The sequence below is a fragment of the Eubacterium sp. AF16-48 genome, from assembly GCF_003479405.1.
Taxonomy (GTDB): domain Bacteria; phylum Bacillota; class Clostridia; order Lachnospirales; family Lachnospiraceae; genus Eubacterium_G; species Eubacterium_G segne.
Window position 1 is genome coordinate 76160 of the sequence record NZ_QUHB01000008.1, and the last position, 23261, is coordinate 99420.

Sequence of the window (23261 nt, forward strand, 5' to 3'; positions counted from 1 at the left end):
CACCTTTTGTATATTACAAAAATGTAAGGTTAAAGGCAGGATTGTAAGGTGAAATTAAGGAAAATCCCAATTACTTATTGTATACTTGTAACATAAAGATTTGCAGATTTTTAAAAATAGGAGGAAACAAATGAACGAAGTTCATTTTTAGGGATGTTTCCGACGATTTGCCGCTGACCGGAGGGAGGGGGCACTACAATTTAGAGGAGGAAACAAATGAACGAAGTTCATTTTCAGGAATGTTTCCGACGACTTGCCGCTGACCGAAGGGAGGGGGCGTTACAATTTATAGGAGGTTAGTACCATGGAGGTATTAGAAGTAAATAATTTAAAAAAGATATATACAACAAGATTTGGAGGAAACAAGGTAGAGGCTTTGCATGATATAAACTTTTCAGTGGAACAGGGAGAATACGTTGCAATAATGGGAGAATCAGGCTCCGGAAAAACTACATTGCTTAACATTCTTGCAGCAGTAGACAGACCTACATCAGGAGATATATTTCTTAATGGCAAAAACACCACAGTAATCAAAGATGATATGCTGGCAAAATTCAGGAGAGAGCATTTAGGATTTGTATTTCAGGATTTTAATCTTTTAGATACTTTTTCCATTGAAGATAATATTTACCTGCCACTGGTACTTGCAGGAAAAGAATATAAGGATATGAAACAGGAGCTGGATGTAATTGCAGGAAAGTTGGGAATAAGTCATATACTTCACAAATACCCTTACGAAGTTTCAGGAGGACAAAAACAGAGAACGGCGGTGGCAAGGGCAATTATTACAAAACCGGACATCCTTTTGGCAGATGAACCTACAGGAGCACTGGATTCAAAATCCACAGGAGATTTATTAGATGTATTTGATAAGTTAAATTCCGACGGACAGACAATATTAATGGTAACTCACAGCGTAAGGGCTGCATCAAATGCCGGCAGGGTTTTGTTTATAAAAGATGGAGAAATATTCCATCAGATATATCGTGGAGCCATGACAAAGGATGAAATGTACAAAAAGATTTCCGACACTTTAACAGTGTTATTGGCAGGTGGTGATTTACATGAATAAAAAATTGTATTTTAGGCTTGCCCTTAGAAATGTAAAAAACAACAAAAGCACATTTCTACCTTTTTCAATTTCAACCTCAGCCATTATTGCCATGTTCTATATGCTATACAGCATATATGAGCAGGTAAATGAAAATATGTTTTCAGGTGCAGAGCAAATGAGAATTATATTAAATTTAGGTGTGTCGATTTGCGGAATATTTTCAGTGTTTGTTCTTATTTATACTAACGGATTTTTAATGAAAAGAAGAAGCAGGGAATTTGGACTATATAGTGTATTGGGAATGGAGAAAAAGCATATTACCAAAATAGTTTTCTGGGAAATAGTTATTGTGGCATTAGGATGTATTACCACAGGAATATTAGCAGGCATTGCATTATCCAAATTAATGTTTATGGTTTTGCTGAAAATATTAAATTTAAAAACGGATTTTGCCTTTGGGGTATATCCTAAGCCTGTATTGTTTACCATAATAGTTTTTGACTTAATATTTGCCATAGTTATATTTTTAAACAGCGTAAGAGTTCATAGATTAAAGCCTGTAGAGCTTATTAGAAATGAAAATGCCGGAGAAAGGGAACCTAAGGCAAAATGGCTTTTAGCTATATTAGGGCTGGTAACCCTGGCATTAGGCTATTACCTTGCTCTTACAGCTAAAAGCCCAATGGATGCCATGGGAAGGTTCTTTATGGCAGCTCTTTGTGTAATTATAGGAACCTATTTGCTGTTTATGAGCGTAAGCATTGCCTTTCTTAAAATATTAAAAAAGAATAAAAAATTCTATTATGATAAGAAACATTTTATTACAGTGTCAGGTATGATGTACCGTATGAAACAAAATGCCGCAGGTTTAGCAACCATATGTATATTAAGTACCTGCGTGCTGGTGGTTTTATCCACAACGGTTTCCTTATATGTAGGAATGGAAGATGTTTTAAGGGGACGCTTTCCAAAGGATGTTATGACTAATTATCTGTATTTAGAAGACAGTGACAGTTCTGAAGAACAGAAGGAAAATCACTATGATTACCAAAAGGTTCAGGATGCATGCCAAAGTCGTGCCGATGAATATAATGTGAAAATACAGGATGAGGATAAATATTATTCCATAGATGATATAGGAGCACTTCAAAATGGCAGATATTCAATGGAAAATATAAGTACCAATAATATGGTGAATTTTAAGGTGAAATTATTAGAGGATTATAATAGGGCAAACAGTGAGAATATCACCTTAAATTCAAATGAGGTTATAGTGTATTCATCAGATGCAGGTAGAATCAATTCTCAAAAATTAAGCATATGCAACAAGGAATACACAATAAAGAAAAAATTAGAAAAACTCCCTGTAGATGAAAAGGAGTTACAGGTATATGACACTCTCTACATTGTAGTTAAGGATATAGATGCAATGAAAGAAATCAGGGATGTTATTAATGAAAGCACAAAGGATGATTTTGTATGTAGTATAAAATATAACTATGAGTTTAATTTAGCAGGAGATTTTAAGGATAAGGAAGAATACTGTCAGGGGTTAAGGGATGTAATAAATGATACAGGGATAGCTCACACAGATGAAGTGGGAAGTATATATACAAGCAGACAAAATTTCTTCGGCTTGTACGGAAGCCTTTTCTTTATAGGTGTATTTATTGGAACCATGTTTTTAATTACCACGGTAATGATAATATACTATAAGCAGTTGTCAGAAGGATATCAGGACAGAAGGCGTTTTGAAATAATGAAAAAAGTGGGAATGGACGATAAGGAAACTAAATCCGTAATTAAAACTCAGATACTTATGGTGTTCTTTCTACCTATATTTATGGCAGTTATCCATATATGCTTTGCCTTTGACATAATCAGAAAAATGCTGGTAAGTTTAAACTTTAATAACACCCCGCTGTACATTGTATGCACGGTAATGGTTACTCTTGTATTTTTCATAGTATATGGAATTGTGTACACAATTACCGCAGGAACTTACTACAGGGTAATAAACAAGGGGTGAGTACCCAATAAGTATAAATTACTTTTGTGCAAATACAAAGGCAATTTATACTTTTAAAATTTGCATCATGGCATTAAGAAAAAACAGTAACATTTCATAAAAAGTTTACAAATAAAATCATAATACTAAAAAAGATTTTACATTTACAGGTTATACTGTAAAATATAGGTAACGTTGAATTGTAAAATACGGGATTTAGAAAAGTAAACGAGGACAAATATGAATATGTATGAAACAAATTGTGAAAAGGGATTAACCAAAAGTCAGGTTCAGGAAAGAATTGGCCGTGGACTTGTAAATACAGCTGTTGATTCCGTTGAAAAAACCACAAGAGAAATTATCATTGAAAATACATTCACATATTTTAATATGATTTTTGTGTTTTTGGCAGTGTTAGTATGTATAGCCGGTTCATTTAGAAGCTTAACCTTTTTGCCGGTTGTTATAGGAAACACGTTGATTGGAATATTTCAGGAAATAAGGGCAAGAAACGTTCTTGAAAAAATGAATATTTTAAATGCCCCATCCACTACAGTAATAAGAGACGGAGTGGAAATGGAGGTTGGCTCTCAGGAGCTGGTTTTAGATGACATAGTTGTTTTCCATGGAGGTGAACAGATACCGGCAGATGCCATTGTGGTAAAGGGTGAGGTTTCCGTAAATGAATCCCTACTTACAGGAGAATCAGATGAACTTACCAAAACACCGGGAATGCATTTGCTGTCAGGAAGTTTTATTGTGTCAGGGGAGTGCTACGCAAGACTGGAAAAAGTAGGGGAAGAATCCTATATTTCAAAGCTTACCCTTGAAGCTAAAAAAATGGGTAGTGGCGAGCAGTCAGAAATGATTAGGGATATTAACAAACTGGTAAAATGGGTTGGCATTATAATTATTCCTGTGGGAATCATTTTGTTTGCTCAGGGATTTGTGTTTAATAAGGAAGGTTTCAGCCAAAGCATAGTGTCTATGGTAGCAGCTGTTATAGGTATGATTCCTGAGGGATTATATCTTTTAACCACTGTGGCACTGGCAGTAAGCACCATACGACTTGCCAAGCAAAGGGTACTTCTTCATGACATGAAAAGTATAGAAACATTGGCAAGAGTAGATGTGTTATGTGTTGATAAAACAGGAACCATTACAGAAAATAAAATGACAGTTAATGACCTTGTTTATTCAGAAGAAATACCTAAGGAAGTGGCAGATAATCTTGAAACCATAATTAGTGATTTTGCCTCTAACATGACTTCTGATAATATAACAATGGAAGCTATAAAGGAACGTTTTAAGGATGTTAGTGGAAGAAGCGCAGTAAGCAAAACATCATTTTCATCAAAGGTTAAGTATTGTAGTGTGACTTATTCTGATGAATGTTATGTATTAGGTGCCCCTGAAATGGTTCTTAGGGAGGATTACGAATTTTATGCTGACAGCATAGGGGAATATACCAATAAAGGATACAGAGTTCTTGCCTTTGGTAAATATTTAGGAAAGGCTGACGGAAATCCTCTTACTGAAAAGGTTATTCCTTATGGTTTTATAACATTATCCAATGCAGTCCGTGAAAAGGCACCTGACACATTCAGGTATTTTGAAAAGCAGGGGGTTAACGTTAAGGTTATTTCAGGAGACAATCCGGCTACAGTTTCTGAAGTGGCAAGACAGGCAAAAATTTCAGGAGCAGAAAATTATGTGGATGCCACATCTCTTGCAACAGATGAGGATATAGAAAAGGCAGTACAAAAATACACTGTATTTGGACGTGTAACACCAAAGCAAAAACAGAAAATAGTTAAGGCACTGCAAGGTCAGGGACACACCGTGGCAATGACGGGAGATGGCGTAAATGATATTTTGGCAATGAAGGATGCAGATTGTAGTGTGGCAATGGCGTCAGGTAGCGAGGCAGCAGCTCAGGCATCTCAGGTGGTATTGCTAGAGTCGGATTTTTCCTGTATGCCATCAGTAGTTTTAGAAGGAAGACGTGTTGTAAATAACATACAGCGTTCAGCCAGTCTGTTTTTGGTAAAAAACATATTTTCCTTCCTTATGTCAATATTCTCGGCGGTATTTATGATGACTTATCCTCTAGAACCGTCTCAGATATCATTAATTAGCGGATTTACAATAGGTATTCCGGCATTTTTCCTTGCCATGGAGCCTAACAAAAGCCGAATCAAAGGAAAGTTTATTATTAATGTCTTCCTAAGAGCATTGCCGGCAGGACTTACGGATTTAATAGCTGTAGGTGCCATAGTGTGGTGCGGAAAGGTATTCGGTCTGTCTTCGGCAGAAGTGGCAACAGCGGCAACAATGCTGTTATGCATGATTGGCTTTATGGTATTATTTAAGATAAGCGAACCAATGAACAAATACAGAGCTATTGTTCTTGTAGGAAATCTTATTGCATTACTGATATGTGGAATATTCTTTAATGACTTATTTGCGTTAAGTGGAATGTCTGCCAGCTGTATATTGCTGTTTATCATGTTCTCCTTTGCGTCAGAATCAATGTTTAGATGGCTGACACTTTTAGTTAAGAAAATGAAAAATTTTAAATTCGTAAGAAGATTAGTGGAATAAAAAAATCCCGGGCAGATAAATAAACTGTCCGGGACTTTAAAGTTTTATGTTAAAGATAGATTATTACGTTTGATAAGTGAGATAACAATGTCTACTATTTCATCCACCGATTCGGATTTTCCCAATTCTTCCCATTTAAGAAAGGTATTTAAAAGGGCACCGGCATAAAAATATAGTTCGTAAACGGAACCGTTGTATTCAGGATAAACATATTTAAGCATAAAATCATTTAAGGCTTCCACTATTATATAATATTGTCTTGCATCAGACATAGTAAGGAGAAAATCGGCATATTTATCAAAAAACAAAATGGCATCTTTAATATGGGATTTGTCCTGAAATTCACTCATGGTAAAATGATTACCCGTGGTTTCAAGATAACCGGCAATTATTTCCTGCATATAATCTTTTATAACATCATTTTTGGTATGATAATATTTATAAAAGGTCATTCTGGAAACTCCGGCTTTTTTTACAATATCAGATACTGTAATATGTTCAAAATCTCCTGATTTAAGTAATTCCGTTATTGCCTGACCTATACATTGTCTTGTAAAAAGATTTCTTTTTGTAAAATTACTAAAAGGTAAATACTTCATAAAAAACTCCATATCAAAATAAGTTTACACTTAATGTGCTTTTGTAAATTGTATCACATAATAAATAGTTATACAATAACAAGTAGTAATAAAAACTACATATGTAGCAAAGGAGATAAGAAATGAAGTATGGCATAATTGTTGATTCAGGGTGTGATTTAAGAGTATTGGATAATTCCACTGAATCGGATATTTACTATAAGAGAATACCTCTTACCCTAAGAGTAGGAGAAAAAGAATATATAGATGATGAAAATTTGGATATTGAAGAGTTTATGAAGGATATGAAAGGATATCACGGAAAAACCAGTAGTGCTGCACCGGCACCTCAGGAATGGTACGATGGATTTATGATGGCAGATGAGATTTTTGCCATTGCCCTTACAAGTGAATTGTCAGGAAGCTATAACAGTGCCATGGTAGCCAAAAAGATGGCGAATGAAAAGTACCCTCACAAGAAAATTCATGTAATAGATTCAAAATCGGCAGGCCCGGGTCTGGCAATGATTGCCATTAAGCTAAAGGAAATATTAGACAGTGACGTGGAATTTGACAAAGCAGTGGAAATGATAGAAGTCTATAGGGATAAAACAAAGCTTTTATTTGTATTGGAAACTCTTGATAATCTTATGAAAAACGGCAGGGTAAGCAGAATACAGGGAAGCATGGCAGGAATTTTAGGAATAAAGATACTGTGCGGAGCCAGTGACCATGGCACTATAGATGTCTTAAAAAAATGTAGGGGAAAGCTAAGTGCTTATGATAATCTCATAAAGGAAATGGGAAATAAAGGATATAACAGTGGAAAAGTTATAATAAGTCATTGTTTTAACAATGAAAAATCAGATTATATAAGAAGTAAAATAGAAAATATATATCGGAATGCCTCGATAGAAAAAATAAGTGCAGGTGGTTTGTGCAGCTATTATGCAGAATATGGTGGAGTTATGGTGGCATTTGAGGGATAAAAGTGTACAAAAGGAAGAAAACAGTGGGTTAAATCTCATAATCTAAGGTGTTTTCTTCCTTTTTTGTACCTTTTTAACATAAGAAATTGTGTATTTTGTATATACTCATAAAATATAAAAAATAGTTGAAAAGAGATAAAAAAGGATTTTTGGACAAAATGCACAATTTTGTAAACGTTTTTATGCAATTTAGAACACATTTATTTGTGTATTTTATTTCTAATGGTAATATTGACATATAAATCCATAAATGTTATCATTAGTTTAACGTTAAACGCATAAACTAATATAACGATTTCGTTAGAAAGTGTTCTAAAGGAGGAATTGTTAAGAGGGTGCCTTACACAAGGCAAATGTGTAGTTGAACGATAAACTAAACTAATTAAATTAATCAGATGGGAGGATCAGAAATGAGAAAAAAGAGATTATTAAGTTTAGCACTCGTTGCAGCTCTTTCAGTTACAATGTTAGCTGGCTGTGGCGGAAAGAAATCAACAGAATCTGAAACTAACAAAGATGGTTCAGATAAGGTTAAAATCACATTAGGTATTTGGCCAGGTGAGGATTTAGCAGAAAACATTCCTACATTTGAAGGATACCAGAAGACAATGCAGAAGTTACATCCAAACGTAACTTGTGACCCAGCACCTTATACATATGCTACAGATACATTCGTATCATTAGCACAGTCAGGCAACTGCCCAACAATCTTCGAATCATGGTTCACAGAGCCACAGAAGTTAATTAAGCAGGGACTTATCGCAGATGTAACAGATGAGTTAAAGAAACGTGGATGGCTTGATGATATGAACGATAACATCAAGGGACTTTTATCAGATTCAGACGGAAAAGTTTACGGTGTTCCTAGAGATGCTTACGGCTTAGGACTTATGTGCAACGTAGAACTTTTTGAAAAAGCAGGTTTAGTAGATGAAAACGGAGTTCCAAAATTCCCTAAGACATTTGATGAATTAGCAGAAACAGCTAAGAAAATCAAGGAAAAGACAGGCGCTGCAGGACTTTGCTTACTTGCAAAGGACAACTCAGGTGGATGGCATTTCTCAAACATCGCTTGGAACTTTGGTGCTAAGTTAGTAACAGATAACGGTGATGGAACATATACATCAAACCTTAACTCAAAAGAAGCAGTTGCGGCTATGCAGTATGTAAGTGATCTTAAGTGGAAATATGATGTATTAACAGCTGACCCGACAGCAGAAGATTGGGGAACAGGTTTCCAGCAGTTAGGAACAGGCGGAGCAGCTATGTATATCGCAGCTAACGATGCTGTAGCTCAGCCAACACAGACAAACGGACTTGACGTTAAAAAATTAGCATTAGGCGCTATGCCGGCAGGACCAAACGGAGATCAGTATTCATTAACAGGTGGTACACCTTACATGTTCTCTAAAGATGCTACACCAGAACAGATTAGTGCAGCATTTGACTTCCTTGAAGTTATGGGTAAAGCTCCAGAAGCTAATGACACAACAATTAAGGGTATGGAAGCTGATGCAGCTAACCGTAAACAGAATGGTGTTCCTGTAATCCAGACATTCCCATGCTGGACAAACAAGGAATATGTTGATGCAAACAACAAAGTTGTAGAAGAATACTCAAACGTTGATACAGCAATGTTCCAGCAGTTCTTCGATGCAGTTAACAAAGAAGGTAACCTTCATACAGAAGAACCTGGTGATGCACAGGAAATGTATGCACAGCTTACAAACGTTCTTCAGGCAGTTATCACAAACAAAGATGCTGACATCCAGAAACTTATGGACACAGCTAATTCAAACTACCAGAAGACATTAGACAGCGAATTCAAGAAGAACTAATTGTCTAAGTTATATAGAAACTAATAGTGTTATTTAAAAACTAACGGGCAGGTGAACAACACTGTTCACCTGCCTTTACTAAAAATAGACGAAGGGCGTACCCCGTCCCGTAGTGTAATAAACTTATTTTAGGAGGGGTTTTTCATTGAGCAAAAAGAGAAGTAATAAGGGTTATGCGGTTCCGAAAAAGAAATTTGGAAAATCAGATATAATGGGTTGGCTCATTATGATTCCAACACTTGTCCTTTTCACATTCTTTGTATGGGAACCATTGATTGAAAGTATAAGATTATCGCTACATTCAGCGAGAGGAGTAGAAATACAGGAATTTGTAGGGTTACAAAACTATATTGATGTATTTAATGATGTAAGTTTTAATGCTGCATTTGCTAATACATTCAAGTACATCGGATGGTCATTAGTCATCGGATTTGTAGTACCAATTATTTTGGCTATATTCATCAGTGAGACAATAAGAGGAAAGAGCTTTTTCAGATTTGCAGTATACTTCCCGAACATGGTTCCGGGTATGGCTGTATCACTTCTTTGGGTTTATTTCTTCAAACCGGGTCCTACTGGTGTTCTGAATATATTGTTAGGAAAGTGTGGTATAGCACCAAGTGTGTGGTTGAACAACGCGGCATTAACTATTCCACTTATCGTAATTGCATTAACATGGAAGGGAGCAGGTTCTACAGCACTTATTTACATGGCGGGTATTAGTGGAATCAATCCTGAATATTATGAAGCAGCAGCAATTGACGGAGCAGGAATTTGGAGAAGAATTTTCCATATTACAGTTCCTTGCATATTAAATCTTGGAAGAACAATGTTGATTCTTCAGGTAATATCAGTGTTCCAGATATTGTACGAGCCGTTAGTATTGACCAACGGTGGACCAAACAATGCAAGTTTGTCCATTATGCTTTTAGTATATAAGTATGCATTTACTAAGTACGATTATCCAAAGGCAGCAGCACTTTCAGTTATTATTTGTGTAGTTCTTATTTTGTTAAGTGGATTATATATGAAACTTACAAAATCAAAAGATGAGTAGGAGGTGCGGTAATGTTTTTTAAGAAATATATGGACAAAACAGACGGAGCTATCAGAGGCTTCGATGTTAAGTCAAAAAGAGTTAAGATTATTTGCCTTCTTATAGTTTTAGTATGTTTAATATTCTCAGTAATAGCTATTTATCCGGCGTTCTGGGTAATGGTTTCGGGTTTTAAGGATATTAAAGAATTTACTACAGAGGCAACATTGTTCCCTAAAGTTTTTGATTTTAGCGGATTTAAGTATACATGGGATAAGTTAAACTTTGCAGTATACTACAAAAACTCACTTATCATGGTAGTTGGATGTGTTTTATGCGCAATCTTCTTTAACGGATTGTTAGCATATGCACTTGCTATCCTTAAACCAAAGGGACATAAAGTTATTAACGGACTTGTAATGTGGAGTCTTCTTATTCCTACAACAACAAGTATCGTAGCTTTATTCGTAAACATTAACAGATTAGGCCTTACAGGAACATTTATTCCACTTTGGCTTTCATATGGCGCAAATGCCTTTTGGGTAGTTCTTTTCAAGGAATTCTTTGAAGGACTGCCAAAAGAACTGATAGAGGCAGCAAAGATTGACGGATGTAATATATTCCAGATTTTCTATAAGATTGTGTTACCTTTATCAAAACCGATTATTATGGTTATAATAATCTTCTCAGTAACAGCTGCATGGTCAGACTTCCTGTTACCATATTTAGTACTTAACGGTTCAGGAAATGAAACGGTTATGGTTAAGCTTTACGCTTACTCAGCAGCTCATACAACACAGATAGATATGATCAGAGCAATATTCTTCTCAATTATTCCTCCGACAATTATCTTCTTGTTGTTCCAGAAGCAAATTACAGATGGTGCCGCTGGCGGTGCTGTCAAAGGTTAGAATATATAGTGTGCTGTCGGCATTTCCTCCTTTATGCCGACTAGCAGACTATAACTGTATTTAAAGAAAAAATGGAGTGGAATTATGGCAAAAGTAGCAGATAAATATTTTAAAGCAGACGAATGGAAAGTAATTGAAGAAGGATTCAATCCGGATTACGGAGAAGTTTCAGAATCTATATTTTCTCTTGGAAATGAATACTTAGGAGCAAGAGGATATTTTGATGAAGGATATTCAGGAAGCAAACTTATTGGAAGTTATTTCAACGGAATATATGAAATGACAAAACCTGAATATGGTCATTATAAGGGAATAGCAGATTTTACTGAATTTATGGTAAACTCAGTAGACTGGTTATATACAAGAATTGAAATTGATGGGGAACAGTTAGATTTAGCCACATCAGAATTTGAAGATTTTGTTAGGGAAATTGATATGAAGACAGGCATTCTTACAAGAAGCTTTGTTTGGAAAACAAAATCAGGAAAGAGACTTGCAGTTAAATTTGAAAGATTTGTTTCAATGACTCAGGTTAAGAGAACAACACAGAAAATTACTATTAAACCAATTGGATTTAGTGGAGAAATATATATAACATCAGGTCTTGATTTCTCACAGATACATAGAAATGAAAGAAAGAATTTATGGGATTGCAAGCCTGGAACAATAGAAAAGGGCGAAGATATTTTTATGGGTATTGACGGAACTACTATCAATACCAAATTAAAGGTATATTCAAGCTGCAAAGTTAATGCAGAATATGAAAGCCTTGAAGAAGTTAACGAAGAGAAAATTGTCGCAGTTAAGTTAAAAGCTAATCTTGAGGATGGTAAGGATTATGTTCTTACTAAGGTTACAAATAATGTCACATTAAGAGATGACGGAGATTTGGCTGTATATGATAAAGAAGTTGAGGCTGTAAAATCTGAAACAGAAACTGCATGCACATTGTATGACAAGTTAGAAAAAGAAAATATTGACTGGTGGAAGAAAGTATGGGACAGCTCAGATATAACTATAGCAAATGATCCTGAAAACCAGCAGGGTATCCGTTTCTGTATTTTCCAGATGTATCAGACATATCATGGTGCAGTGGAAGGTACTAATATTGGAGCAAAAGGCTTAACAGGTGAAGCTTATAATGGTAATGCTTTCTGGGATACAGAAACATATTGTTTGCCATTCTTTATATTCAACAATCAGGAAGCAGCAAGAAACTTACTTTATTTCCGTTATAAAACTTTGGATGAAGCAAGAAAGAGAGCAGAAGTTCTTGATTGTAAGGGAGCATTCTATCCAATCGCTACTATTAGTGGTAGAGAGTGCTGTAATTTATGGCAGCATGCAAGCTTACAGCTTCAGGCATCTACAGCAGTAGCTTACGGTGTATGGTTCTACGAAAAGATGTTTGATGACAAGGATTTCCTTAAGAAATACGGTCTTGAAATGCTCATAGAAATCTCAAGAATGCTTGCTACAAGAGGTGATTTCAACAGAGAAGGGAAATATGGTTACTATTGTGTAATGGGACCTGATGAATTCCAAATGATGGTACATAACAACTCATACACAAACTATATGGCAAAATTCACATTGGAATACACTCTTGACAAAATAAATGAAATCAAGTCAGAAGATCCGGATGCTTACAAGAAGGTTGCTGAGAAGGTAGCTTTTGATGAAAGCGAAATGGATACATGGAAGAACATTAAGGATAACATGATTTTGCTTTATGATGATAAAACAAAATTGTTTGAACAGCATGATGGTTTCTTTAAATTACCACACTTAGATGTTGATTCAATTCCAATTAGTGACTTCCCATTATATGACAACTGGTCATATGATAGAATTTACAGAAATGATATGATTAAACAGCCTGACGTATTAATGTTTATGTTGTTGTTTATTTCAAAGTTCTCACAGGAACAGTTAAAGGCAAACTATGAGTATTATGAACCATGTTGTATACATGAAAGCTCATTATCACCTTCAGTACATTCAATTTTGGCATCACAGCTTAAGAAGGATGATGAGGCATATGATTTCTTTGGATTTGCAACAAGATTAGATTTAGACAACTACAACAGAAACACAAATCAGGGAATCCATACAACAAGTATTGCGGCAGCATGGATGAATATTGTATACGGTTTCGGTGGACTTAGAAGTGACGGCGAAAAGTTAAGCGTTGCACCATCAATTCCAAAGAACTGGGGCGGATATTCATTTAACATCAGCTACAAGGGTGTTGTAATTGAAATTAAGGTAGACAAGGAAAATGTATACATTAAGACAAAGGGCGACGGCGTTGTTGAACTTAATGTATATGGCAAAAATGTTGAAATAAATAGCGAAGGCTATAAGTGTGAAGTAGAATAAAATGATTGATTGGAAATTAAAAGAAGAAGGATTTGACAAAGAAAAAATATCGTACCTGGGAAATAAGTTTTTAACAGGTAACGGATATATGGGAGTAAGAGGAACCCTTGCTGAATATGGTAAGGAAAATCTCGCAGCCATCAACCTTGCCGGTATTTATGATAAGGTGGGAGATGGCTGGAGGGAGCCTCTTAACGCTCCAAATGGTTTTTATACATATCTCGTTGTTGACGGTGAAGTTTTAAAATTACCTGATGTTAATCCGGAAGTTCATTACACAGAACTTGATTACAGAAATGGTATTTTCACCAGACATTCAGAATGGGATACGGCAAGAGGAAAAATCACCTTTGACAGCGAAAGATTTGTCAGCATGAGTGATGTACATTTAGGTGGAATGAAGTTTAAGGTTACTGCTGATTTTCATGCTGATGTAGAAGTTGTGTATGGTATAGACGGTGATGTGTGGGATATCAACGGACCACATTATGACAAACTTGAATATATCGAAAATGATGTTATCGGCATTATTGGAACAACTCACGAAAAAGGATATAAAGTAGCTGTATGTGGTGGAGATAAGACAAGTTTCCCTTGCGAAAAGAAGATTAATGTTCATGATAAGAAGGTTCTTAAGAGCATTAATTTTGTAACAGATATTAACAAAGAATATGTTATAGAGCGTTTCTTTGGAGTATATACAAGTAAGGATTGCGAAAATTGTGTTGAGGAAGCATCAAAAGAAGTGACTGTAGCTTTAAGAAACGGTTATGAAGATGCCATAGAGAAGCACAAGGATAAATGGAACAGTCTTTGGGAAAACTCACAGGTAATTGTAGAAGGTGATGATAAGGCAATGGAAGCTCTTAATTATTCACTTTATCATTTACATTGTATAGCTCCAAGACACACTGACAGCCTTTCAATAGCTGCAAGAGGACTTTCAGGACAGACATATAAGGGAGCTGTTTTCTGGGATACGGAAATGTTTATTTTAGATTTTTTCCTTATGACAGAGCCTAAGGTTGCAAAGAGTCTTATGAAATACAGAATAGATTCTCTTAGCGGTGCAAAGGAAAAGGCAAAGAGCTATGGCTTAGATGGTGCCTTTTATGCATGGGAAAGTCAGGAAGGCGGATTTGACGCATGTTCTGATTACAATGTTGTAGATGTATTTACAAAGCGTCCTATGAGAACATTTTTCAAAGATAAGCAGGTGCATATTTCATCAGCAGTTGTTTACGGTATTGGAAAATACTTAAAGACAACAGGAGATACATCTATTTTATCAGAAGGTGGTGCTCATACAATTATTGAATGTGCATTGTTCTACTACAGCCTTTTACTTAAGAGAGCTGTCAGGGACTACTATGAGATACATGATGTAATCGGACCTGATGAATATCATGAGAGAGTAAATAATAATGGTTACACAAACAGAATGGCAAAATATACCTTTGAAGAAGCTGTAAACGTTATTAATTTAAAGGATGAATTATCAGAAGAAGAGCAGGAAATCTTAAGTCAGTATGATTTAGATGACCTGAAAAATAAATTTACTGATGCTGCAGAGAATTTATTTATCCCTCAGCCAAACGAAAATGGTGTTATACCACAGTTTGACGGATATTTTGATTTAGAAGATGCAAGCATTGATGAAGTAAGAAGCAGATTATTAGACCCTAAAGAATATTGGGGCGGTGCATATGGTGTAGCCAGCCATACCCAGGTAATCAAACAGGCAGATGTTGTTACATGGCTTAATATGTTCTCAAAGGAATTTGACTTAGATACAATGTTAAAGAATTTGGAATATTATGAGACAAGAACTGAACATGGTTCTTCTCTTAGCGCATGTATGTATGCATTGTTAGCATGCAAGTGCAACAGACCTGATAAGGCATATGACTTCTTTATGAAGTCAGCTTCAGCAGATATAAAGCAGGGTGGTAAAGAATGGGCCGGTTTGGTTTATATCGGTGGAACACATCCGGCAGCCGCAGGAGGTGCTTATATGGTAGCACTTCAGGGATTTGGAGGCTTAAGCTTTGATGGAGATGAAATCATTGTAAAACCAAATCTTCCGGAAAGCTGGAACAGATTATGCTTCAGAGTTAATTACAATAATAGATTATATGAGATTGATATTAACGAAGCAGGAGTCACAAAAAAAGAATTAAGTTAATAAAAAAGCATTAGAGGTTTTATAATCTCTAATGCTATTGAACGATTAGGAGATAGTCCTAACACTGTTACGTTCCGTGATAGATGTGTGAAGTAAAACTTCATATTGTTTTGGTTTCTTATGTTCAAGAAGCTGTAGCATGAAGTCCACTGCTATACGACCTTTAAGGTCCATGTCCTGATGGATGGATGTAAGTGGTGGCTCGATGATGTTGCAAATGCTTAAATCATCGAAACCAACGACGGATACCTGTTCAGGAATTTTGATTTTAAGCTTATGGAGGTTAGCAATAATGCTACCGGCAAGGGTATCGGCAGTTGTAACAACACCTGTTATCTCAGGATGAGATGCCAAGGTTTTTGCAATTGCACGGGTTCCTTTTAAGTCCATGCCACATTCGAATACCAGTGATTCATCAAATGGAATACCGGCTTCGGTAAGGGCTGCCTTATAACCAAGGAAACGTTCCATAAGAACACCACCGTCTTTTATGTGAAGTGAAGCAAAGGCAATCTTTTTATGACCGTTTTGAATGAGATACTTAGTGGATGAATTACTTCCACCAAAGTCATCAAGACCTACATTACAGATTCCTTTGTGATGTACATAACTATCAACTAAAACGATTGGTATTTTTAAAGTGCTGATTTCATCAAAGAATTCATCCTTAAAAATACCTGCAAGGAAGAGACCATCAATATCCCATGTGTGGAGAAAAGCCTGAAGCTGTTCGGCAGTTTCAACGGTGCGAAGCATGAGATAATATCCGTTTTCACGGAGAACATGTTCTAATATTCCAATAAACTTTGAGAGGAATGGGTCTTCCATAAAATTAGAGCCTTTATCAGTTACTATATGGTTTACGAAACCGATAACTTTTGAGGATCTTGAAACAAGAGAACGGGCAGACATATTTGGGACATACCCAAGTTCTTCAATAGCTGTGTTAATTCTGGCAACAGTGTCGGCTGAAACGCGACCGGATTTGCCATTAATAACATTTGATACGGTTGTTGGGCTTACCCCTACAACCTGGGCAATATCTTTTATTGTAACCATAGTTTATCTAAGTCCTTTCTATAAAATAACGATATTTTACGTTTAACGTAAAACCATAAGTAAATTCTAGCATTAATAGAAGGATTTTAAAATAGTAAAAATTTATAATTTAGTATACATTTTTTTTATAGTTATAACCAAAAAATGATATAAAAAGGAGGAAAAAATGCAGGGAGTAATATTTGATTTAGACGGAGTGCTTGTTTCTACAGATGAATTACATTATCAGGCATGGAAAAAACTTGCAGATGAACTTGGAATCACAGATTTCAACAGAGAGGACAATGTAAGACAAAGAGGAGTAAGCAGAATGGCATCTCTTGAGGTTGTACTTGAAAAGGGTGACAAAGAATATTCCGAAGAAGAGAAAGTTGAGATGGCAGAAAGAAAGAATGACTATTACAAGGAAATGTTACAGTCATTAGATGACAGCGCAGTATTGCCTGGAGCGTTTGACACATTGAAAATGCTTAGAGATAGAGGTATACTTACAGCTGTTGGTTCTGCAAGTAAAAACGCACCATTAATACTTGAAAAGACAGGTTTATTACCACTTATTGACAAAATAAGCTGCGGACTTGATGTAACGAAGTCAAAACCTGATCCTGAAGTATTTTTAGTAGCTGCATCTAAGTTGGAACTTACACCGGAAAATTGCCTTGTAGTTGAAGATGCAAAAGCAGGAATTGATGCTGCAAAAGCAGGAGGCATGAAATCTCTTGGTGTAGGACCTTTCCATGATGAACTTGGAGCAGACTTTCATTCAAGAACACTGGCAACAGTAGATAATTGGGAGGAAATATTATGCTAAAAGAAAACAATAGCACGGAAACAAAAACAGACAAGCCTATTGGTGGAAAAGCCGGATTTATAATAGGCTGCGTGATAATTTACTGGTTAGCACTTGGCATTGTGTGGGGCTGTGTAAGCCTTCCGGGTGCAATTGATAAAATGTCACAAAAAAGTGAAATAAAGAACAGCAAAGTAGTTCTTTATGATGGACCTAAGTCATTAAAAGATGCAACAGCAGAAGATTTGTCGGTTGTATCAGAAGCAGAAAGAGATATGTCTTTAAAGCATTGTACAGATACTAAGGTAACTGTAAACGGAAATGACTGTTATGTATATGATACAAACGTAAACAACACACATGCATGGGTTGGATCATATATGCCGAAATTATCAAGAACTCCAATAACATATTTTGATTTTGAAGGTACAGTTGAAATTACCGTAAAGGCTGAAAATATTGATATTAAGTCAGTAACAGTAAGACCACTTAAATATGATATTAAGCCTGAAATCAATACTAAGGATCATACAGTAACATTCCGTGTAAACACACCGGATACATATACTGTAGAATTTAACAACAGCACTCAGAGAGCAGTACATATTTTTGCTAATGAGTTAGAAAATCCTGAAGATATTCCTGATGCAAAGGATGATGATGTATTCTACATCGGACCTGGTGAATGGAATATTGAAAACATGGTATTATCAGATAACCAGACATTATACATTTCAGGTGGTGCCGTAGTTCATGGTATTGCAAATGCAAACTTTGCAAAGAATGTTACAGTTTGCGGACGTGGTATTATTGATAATTCAAACCTTGAAGGATGGAAAGGCAGATCAGCCAGCGTTCCACTTAAGTTTGATAACTGCCAGGATGTAACAATTGATGGTATCATTTCATTAAACTCAAATGCATGGTGCCTTCAGGTTTACAACACAATCGGTGCTGACATTAACAATGTTAAGATACTTACAGCAAGACCAAATGGCGACGGAATGTCAATCCAGTCAACAAAGAGTGCAAAAATCACAAACTCATTTGTTCGTGCATGGGATGATGCTTTAGTTGTAAAGAATTATGATGAAAACTCAGCAAACATCAGCTTCAAGAACATTCAGGTTTGGACAGACCTTGCACAGTCAATGGAAATTGGATACGAAACAAACAAAGGTCAGAACGAAAAATCAACAATTACAAATGTTTCATTTGAAGATATAACAATTTTACATAACTTCCATAAGCCGGCATTATCAATTCATAACGCCGATGATGCAGCTGTATCAGATATTAAATATAAGAACATTGTAGTAGAAGATGCAGAAATGGGAAGAGGAGACGGAACAACAGATCTTATCGATTTCTCAATTGTTAAGAATGATAACTGGTCTTCAACACAGGAAAGAGGAACAATTTCTAACGTAACTATTGATGGATTTAAGGTATTAGATGGTGCTAAGACTTTAATGGTTAAGTTCAAAGGTTATGATGCTGAACACAACATTTCAGATGTAACAATTAAGGGATTGAACATTAAGGGTGAAAGCATTACAAATGATTCAAAATGTGTAAGCATTGATGCTAATACAACATCAAATATCAAGATAGAAAAGTAGGAGGTGCCACATGAAGAAAAAAGGAATAATATTAATGGCAGTGCTTTTAGTAGTATTTGTCGGATTGGCTATAGCAGTTAAATCAGCTGATTCTTCTACAAAAATGGACAAAAAGAATCTAACTGTAGTTACAGCACCGGATCAGAAGGAAGCACAGGAAAATGAACAGTTCACAGTTCCTGAATATAAATCAGCAGAAGTAAAAGGTGAAAACGTTGCTTTAAAGGGTAAAGCAAGTGCAAACGGATACACAGATGTTTACACACCTGTTTACGCAAATGATGGTGATAGAGATACAACATCATATTGGGAAGGTGCAGGAAAAGGTGATGACGAAATCACAATTGATTTAAAGAAAGTCTACAATGTTCATACAGTAAGACTTGCAGTTAACCCGGCTACAATCTGGGGTGCAAGAAAGCAGACGCTTTCAATTAGCGTAAGTGAAGATGGAAAAGACTATAAAGAAATAGTTGCATCAAAGGAATATGAATTTGATCCTAAGGCAGGAAACGAAGTAACAATTCCGTTTGATGAAGTTAAGGCACAGTATGTTCGTGTAACAATTACAAAGAACACAGGTGCAAAGGGTGGACAGCTCGCAGAGTTCGAAATCTATTCTAATGATTAACTGGTATTAAAGTTAATACTTGCCACATAAAAATGCTCATACCATTTGAATTTCTCTCATTCGTTTAGGTGGTATGGGCGTTTTTTTATGGATAAAAATAAGCATTTCAAACATACAAAAAGCGGCTGGTAATAAACCAACCGCCAATGTAGCATCAATATTAATTGGAAGTTTCTTCTTCCTTAACTTCATAATCTTTAAATTTGATTTTGTTGTCATCCGAAAGAATTGATTGCTTAATAAAGCGCATATATCTGTTATAAATCTGTTTAGGTATTCTAAAGACCGCTCTTCTGTGAATGCCCTTAAAGGCTTTCTCTCCAACTTCTTTCAAATGTGTGCCTTTAAATCTTACAATTTGGAGTTTTTCGCACTTGTAAAATGCTTTTGTACCTATCTTTTTCAGTGATTTTCCAAATACAATCCATTCAAGTTTTGAACAATTGGTAAATGTTCTGGCTGGAATTTCCGTAATGTTATCACCAATTCGTACAGTCTTTAATTTGTAAGCATTAGCAAGGCAGTTTTTTGCCATTGATACAACCTTGTATGTTCGCTTTTCATTTGTAATTTCTGAAGGAACAATTAATTCCTCTACATTTCCGTTCTCGCATCCGACAAATTCAACTTCATCTCTGGACAATACTTTATATATGTTACCTTTTTCGGTAAATGTGGTTCCAATAGCTGAAGGAGTGGTATATTCGCCATCGTACCATGACGGCTTTTCAAAAGACATTTCATCTTCAAAAGAAATAACCGTAGGTTCTTCCCCTTCATATTTGTTATACCAGTCAGACGGATACAAAACATCAGAACGCATAACCGCAGTTGATGTATCTACTTTGGCTGATTCTCCTTTACGGACACGCCTTGCAACAACTACCGTTCGGTAATCTCCTATTTCATAGGAACAGGTAGAAAGAAGTAGCAGGTGGTCATTTTCATTAACCTTAACAGGACACTGATATAAAGAGCGCATTTCTAACTGATAGACAAAATCCATAAATTCATGTTTATTCTTGAAATTACCCTTTAAATATGTAAATCCCTGATTAACCTTCATGTCACCGGACAATCTTACATATGCGATAATTTTCCATTTGGCTTCTTTATATATACTGTCAAAAGTGATAACCGGATGTTCCTTATAAAAATTAATATCTTTATACTTAAGTAGCTGGTGAAACATCATCCCGGTGGAATCCATATTATGTCCGTGAATAAGAATGGACTTGGATGGTTTCTTTACATTACAATGACCGTCAACATAAAGGGAACCGTTTTTATCCTTATGACCTTCAAAGTCACGTGTCAAATAAAAGTCAGAACCACTGAAAGCCTGCATAACAGGATAGTCAATGTTGGTTCCGGGAATGGTAAGCCATCCTTTAATATCACTATTGTACTCTAAAAGTTTTGAAAATTTCAATAATATACCATTTGAATCTTTCAGGCCTTTTTGAGATTTGTCCAGAGAAATATCTAACTTTTCTTTCTTTTTACCTTTCTTATCAGTTGTCTGCTCATAATTGTTTGAATCATTAGCCGCAGCATAATACATCCTTCGGTATTTGTCGGTAACCTTTCGTGAGTATGCAGGCTGTAAAATAAGATAATATATAAGAAATGCAGCGCATCCCACAAACAAAAGAATGGAAAAAATAACAAGCGAACGTCGTATTATTCTTTTCTTCTTATTAGTCATGTTTTCCTCCTAAAATGATTATAGACATATGAAAGGTGTTTTGCAACGTGAAAATGCAAAAAAAATACACAAAAACCTAGCATATAATACTAAAAAATGAAACACTTGAAAGGTTTTTTTGTAAAAAAGTAACAAAAATATAGCTGTTTTTTGGTCAATTTCAACCTTTCAAATTCATTGACAAACAATACCTATAATGATAAGATTAGTTTAACGTTAAACGAAATAAAATGATGTAATAATGTGGAGGCATTAACAATGAAGAAAATATTGAAAAAAGTTATAGCATTAGCTAGTGCCGTTGCAATGACATTGAGCATGAGTTCATTTGTAAGTGCGGCAGAGGATATTGTTTTGGAGGACTCAGGAAGTCCATTCATTAAGACATTTGACCCGGGAGATAAAGGAGATTATATTTATCTGGGTTATGCGTATTGTTTTGAAGTTGGTCCGGAATATAAGTATTTAAAGATTACATATACCGGTGAAAAGACAGCATTTGATGAACTTCGTTTAGAGTTTGTAATTAATTCAGACCCTGCAGAAGAAATCAAGCTTACTCCAAAGTGGTTTAGAGAAAATGATGAAGGAACTCTTGTTACAACAGATGGCAAAGAAGTTCCGGCTCCATCAGACAAGGAACAGACAGCGGTTATCGACCTTGAAAAGTCAGGAGTTGATTTAAAGACCGGTATCAGAGCTTTCCATATTCATGATACACCGGGCAAAGGCTCATTTAAGATTATTGATGCCCGTCTTATGACAAGCCCTGAAGGTGAGGCAGGCTCAGGTGATAGCAATGGTGAAGAAACAAAAAAAGAAGATGAAAACAAGAATGTTGAAATTGTAACAGACAATGCTAAAAATACATCAACAGGTACAGTTGGTTCAGTTAAACCGGGTGCATCCGGTGTTCCTGTATGGCCAATTGCAGCAGGTGTTGGTGGTGTCGTAGTAGCAGCTGTAGCATTTGGTATTACAAAATCAAAAAAGAAATAATTAAATGATTTTATTCAGATGAAAGAAAATCATCTGTTATAAGATAAAACAATGTTAACAATTATATAAGAAAGGATAGGGATAACAATATGAGAAAAGGATTAATTAGTAAGAAAATCGTAGCATATGTTTGTGCAGCAACTATGATGTTCTGTGGATTCGCAGGCATTACTAAGGCTACACCTGTAGCAGCAGCAGAAACAGAGATCCAGCTTGACGATGCAGCAAGTGGAATGAATAAGACATTACACATTGACAAAGCAGCAAAGGGTTCAAAAGATGATTTGATGTATGCATATCAGGGATTTGTAACATTTAAGGATCTTGCTGATAAGAGTTTTAAGTATCTTAAGATTACATACACAGGTGATATTACAACTTTAAGATTTGAATTTAATGAAAAAACTTCAAATACAAATCAGGGACCGTTCTGGTTTGATGCTGAGCAGGATACACACTTTGTAACAGCAGACGGAAGTGATATTCCTTTGGTTGGTAAAAACACAACAATCGTTATTGACCTTGAAAAATCAGGTGTTGATATGAGCAAGTATAACAATGGTATTCATATGCATGCTAACTCAACAACAGATGCAGCATTTGATGTAACACTTAAGGATTGTGTATTGTCATCAGTTGCACCAGCTACAACTGGTTCAAAGACAGCAACCAAACCTGGAGACAGCAAGAGTAAGACAGATGAACAGGTAACAGATGCAAACGGAAATGTTACACCAACACAGAACTCAACAAATGCACCTTCAACAGGTTCACCTATGTGGCCAATCGCAGCAGGTGTAGGTGGAATCGTAGTTGCAGCAGCAGCTTTCGTAGTTTCAAGATCAAAGAAATTTAAAGAAAACTAAT

The 23261-nt window shown here is 35.7% G+C and carries 17 protein-coding genes; 14 read left to right on the forward strand and 3 right to left on the reverse strand.

Annotated features, from left to right (window positions below; genetic code table 11):
* Nucleotides 1–304: 304 nt before the first annotated feature.
* From DWW68_RS09860 to DWW68_RS09870, 3 genes are all read left to right on the forward strand, one after another.
* Nucleotides 305–1072 carry an ABC transporter ATP-binding protein gene (locus tag DWW68_RS09860; RefSeq protein ID WP_118589676.1) on the forward strand — a complete coding sequence of 256 codons (768 nt, stop codon included), beginning with the start codon at nucleotides 305–307 and terminating at the stop codon, nucleotides 1070–1072.
* Nucleotides 1065–3083, forward strand: coding sequence for an ABC transporter permease (locus DWW68_RS09865; RefSeq protein WP_118589675.1), 2019 nt, complete (start codon nucleotides 1065–1067; stop codon nucleotides 3081–3083). Before DWW68_RS09860 ends, DWW68_RS09865 begins: the two co-directional genes overlap by 8 nt.
* Before the next feature lie 219 nt (nucleotides 3084–3302).
* Nucleotides 3303–5666 carry a cation-translocating P-type ATPase gene (locus DWW68_RS09870; protein ID WP_118589674.1) on the forward strand — a complete coding sequence of 788 codons (2364 nt, stop codon included), beginning with the start codon at nucleotides 3303–3305 and terminating at the stop codon, nucleotides 5664–5666.
* A 44-nt stretch (nucleotides 5667–5710) separates the two neighbouring features.
* Here DWW68_RS09870 and DWW68_RS09875 read toward each other — a convergent pair whose 3' ends face one another.
* Entirely contained in the window at nucleotides 5711–6265 is a 555-nt protein-coding gene (locus DWW68_RS09875; RefSeq protein WP_158576873.1) for a TetR/AcrR family transcriptional regulator, read from the reverse strand.
* Between the two features lie 122 nt (nucleotides 6266–6387).
* On the opposite strand from DWW68_RS09875, the gene DWW68_RS09880 reads away from it, so the two are divergent.
* The 6 genes from DWW68_RS09880 (at nucleotide 6388) to DWW68_RS09905 (ending at nucleotide 15585) form a co-directional block, all read left to right on the forward strand.
* Complete coding sequence (locus DWW68_RS09880) at nucleotides 6388–7233, forward strand: DegV family protein (RefSeq protein ID WP_021952514.1); 846 nt, start codon at nucleotides 6388–6390, stop codon at nucleotides 7231–7233.
* Nucleotides 7234–7643: 410 nt separating this feature from the next.
* Complete coding sequence (locus tag DWW68_RS09885; protein WP_021952513.1) at nucleotides 7644–9071, forward strand: extracellular solute-binding protein; 1428 nt, start codon at nucleotides 7644–7646, stop codon at nucleotides 9069–9071.
* A 145-nt stretch (nucleotides 9072–9216) separates the two neighbouring features.
* Nucleotides 9217–10128, forward strand: coding sequence for a sugar ABC transporter permease (locus tag DWW68_RS09890; protein ID WP_021952812.1), 912 nt, complete (start codon nucleotides 9217–9219; stop codon nucleotides 10126–10128).
* A gap of 11 nt (nucleotides 10129–10139) precedes the next feature.
* Nucleotides 10140–11018, forward strand: coding sequence for a carbohydrate ABC transporter permease (locus DWW68_RS09895; protein WP_021952813.1), 879 nt, complete (start codon nucleotides 10140–10142; stop codon nucleotides 11016–11018).
* Nucleotides 11019–11102: 84 nt separating this feature from the next.
* A complete protein-coding gene (locus DWW68_RS09900) occupies nucleotides 11103–13400 on the forward strand; it encodes a glycosyl hydrolase family 65 protein (protein WP_118589672.1) in 2298 nt (765 codons plus the stop codon).
* Between the two features lies 1 nt (nucleotide 13401).
* Nucleotides 13402–15585, forward strand: coding sequence for a glycosyl hydrolase family 65 protein (locus tag DWW68_RS09905; protein ID WP_118589671.1), 2184 nt, complete (start codon nucleotides 13402–13404; stop codon nucleotides 15583–15585).
* 45 nt (nucleotides 15586–15630) lie between these two features.
* Here the strand turns inward: DWW68_RS09905 and DWW68_RS09910 are convergent, their stop codons facing one another.
* Nucleotides 15631–16644, reverse strand: a complete 1014-nt coding sequence (locus DWW68_RS09910; RefSeq protein WP_118589670.1) for a LacI family DNA-binding transcriptional regulator — start codon at nucleotides 16642–16644, stop codon at nucleotides 15631–15633.
* A gap of 166 nt (nucleotides 16645–16810) precedes the next feature.
* On the opposite strand from DWW68_RS09910, the gene pgmB reads away from it, so the two are divergent.
* The 3 genes from pgmB to DWW68_RS09925 are packed head-to-tail and all read left to right on the forward strand — an operon-like array spanning nucleotide 16811 to nucleotide 19687.
* The gene (gene pgmB, locus DWW68_RS09915; protein WP_118589669.1) at nucleotides 16811–17455 is read left to right on the forward strand and encodes a beta-phosphoglucomutase; all 645 of its coding nucleotides are present in this window, start codon (nucleotides 16811–16813) and stop codon (nucleotides 17453–17455) included.
* On the forward strand, nucleotides 17449–19056 hold the full coding sequence (locus DWW68_RS09920) for a glycosyl hydrolase family 28 protein (RefSeq protein ID WP_118589668.1): 1608 nt from the start codon (nucleotides 17449–17451) through the stop codon (nucleotides 19054–19056). Before pgmB ends, DWW68_RS09920 begins: the two co-directional genes overlap by 7 nt.
* A 10-nt stretch (nucleotides 19057–19066) precedes the next feature.
* Nucleotides 19067–19687: a discoidin domain-containing protein gene (locus DWW68_RS09925; RefSeq protein ID WP_118589667.1), complete on the forward strand. Its 621-nt coding sequence runs from the start codon at nucleotides 19067–19069 to the stop codon at nucleotides 19685–19687.
* A gap of 160 nt (nucleotides 19688–19847) precedes the next feature.
* Here the strand turns inward: DWW68_RS09925 and DWW68_RS09930 are convergent, their stop codons facing one another.
* On the reverse strand, nucleotides 19848–21395 hold the full coding sequence (locus DWW68_RS09930) for a leucine-rich repeat protein (protein ID WP_118589666.1): 1548 nt from the start codon (nucleotides 21393–21395) through the stop codon (nucleotides 19848–19850).
* A 258-nt stretch (nucleotides 21396–21653) separates the two neighbouring features.
* Between DWW68_RS09930 and DWW68_RS09935 the strand changes: the two genes are divergently transcribed.
* The gene (locus tag DWW68_RS09935; RefSeq protein WP_118589665.1) at nucleotides 21654–22394 is read left to right on the forward strand and encodes a hypothetical protein; all 741 of its coding nucleotides are present in this window, start codon (nucleotides 21654–21656) and stop codon (nucleotides 22392–22394) included.
* A gap of 89 nt (nucleotides 22395–22483) precedes the next feature.
* Entirely contained in the window at nucleotides 22484–23260 is a 777-nt protein-coding gene (locus DWW68_RS09940; protein WP_118589664.1) for a hypothetical protein, read from the forward strand.
* The last annotated feature ends 1 nt before the right edge of the window (nucleotide 23261 follow it).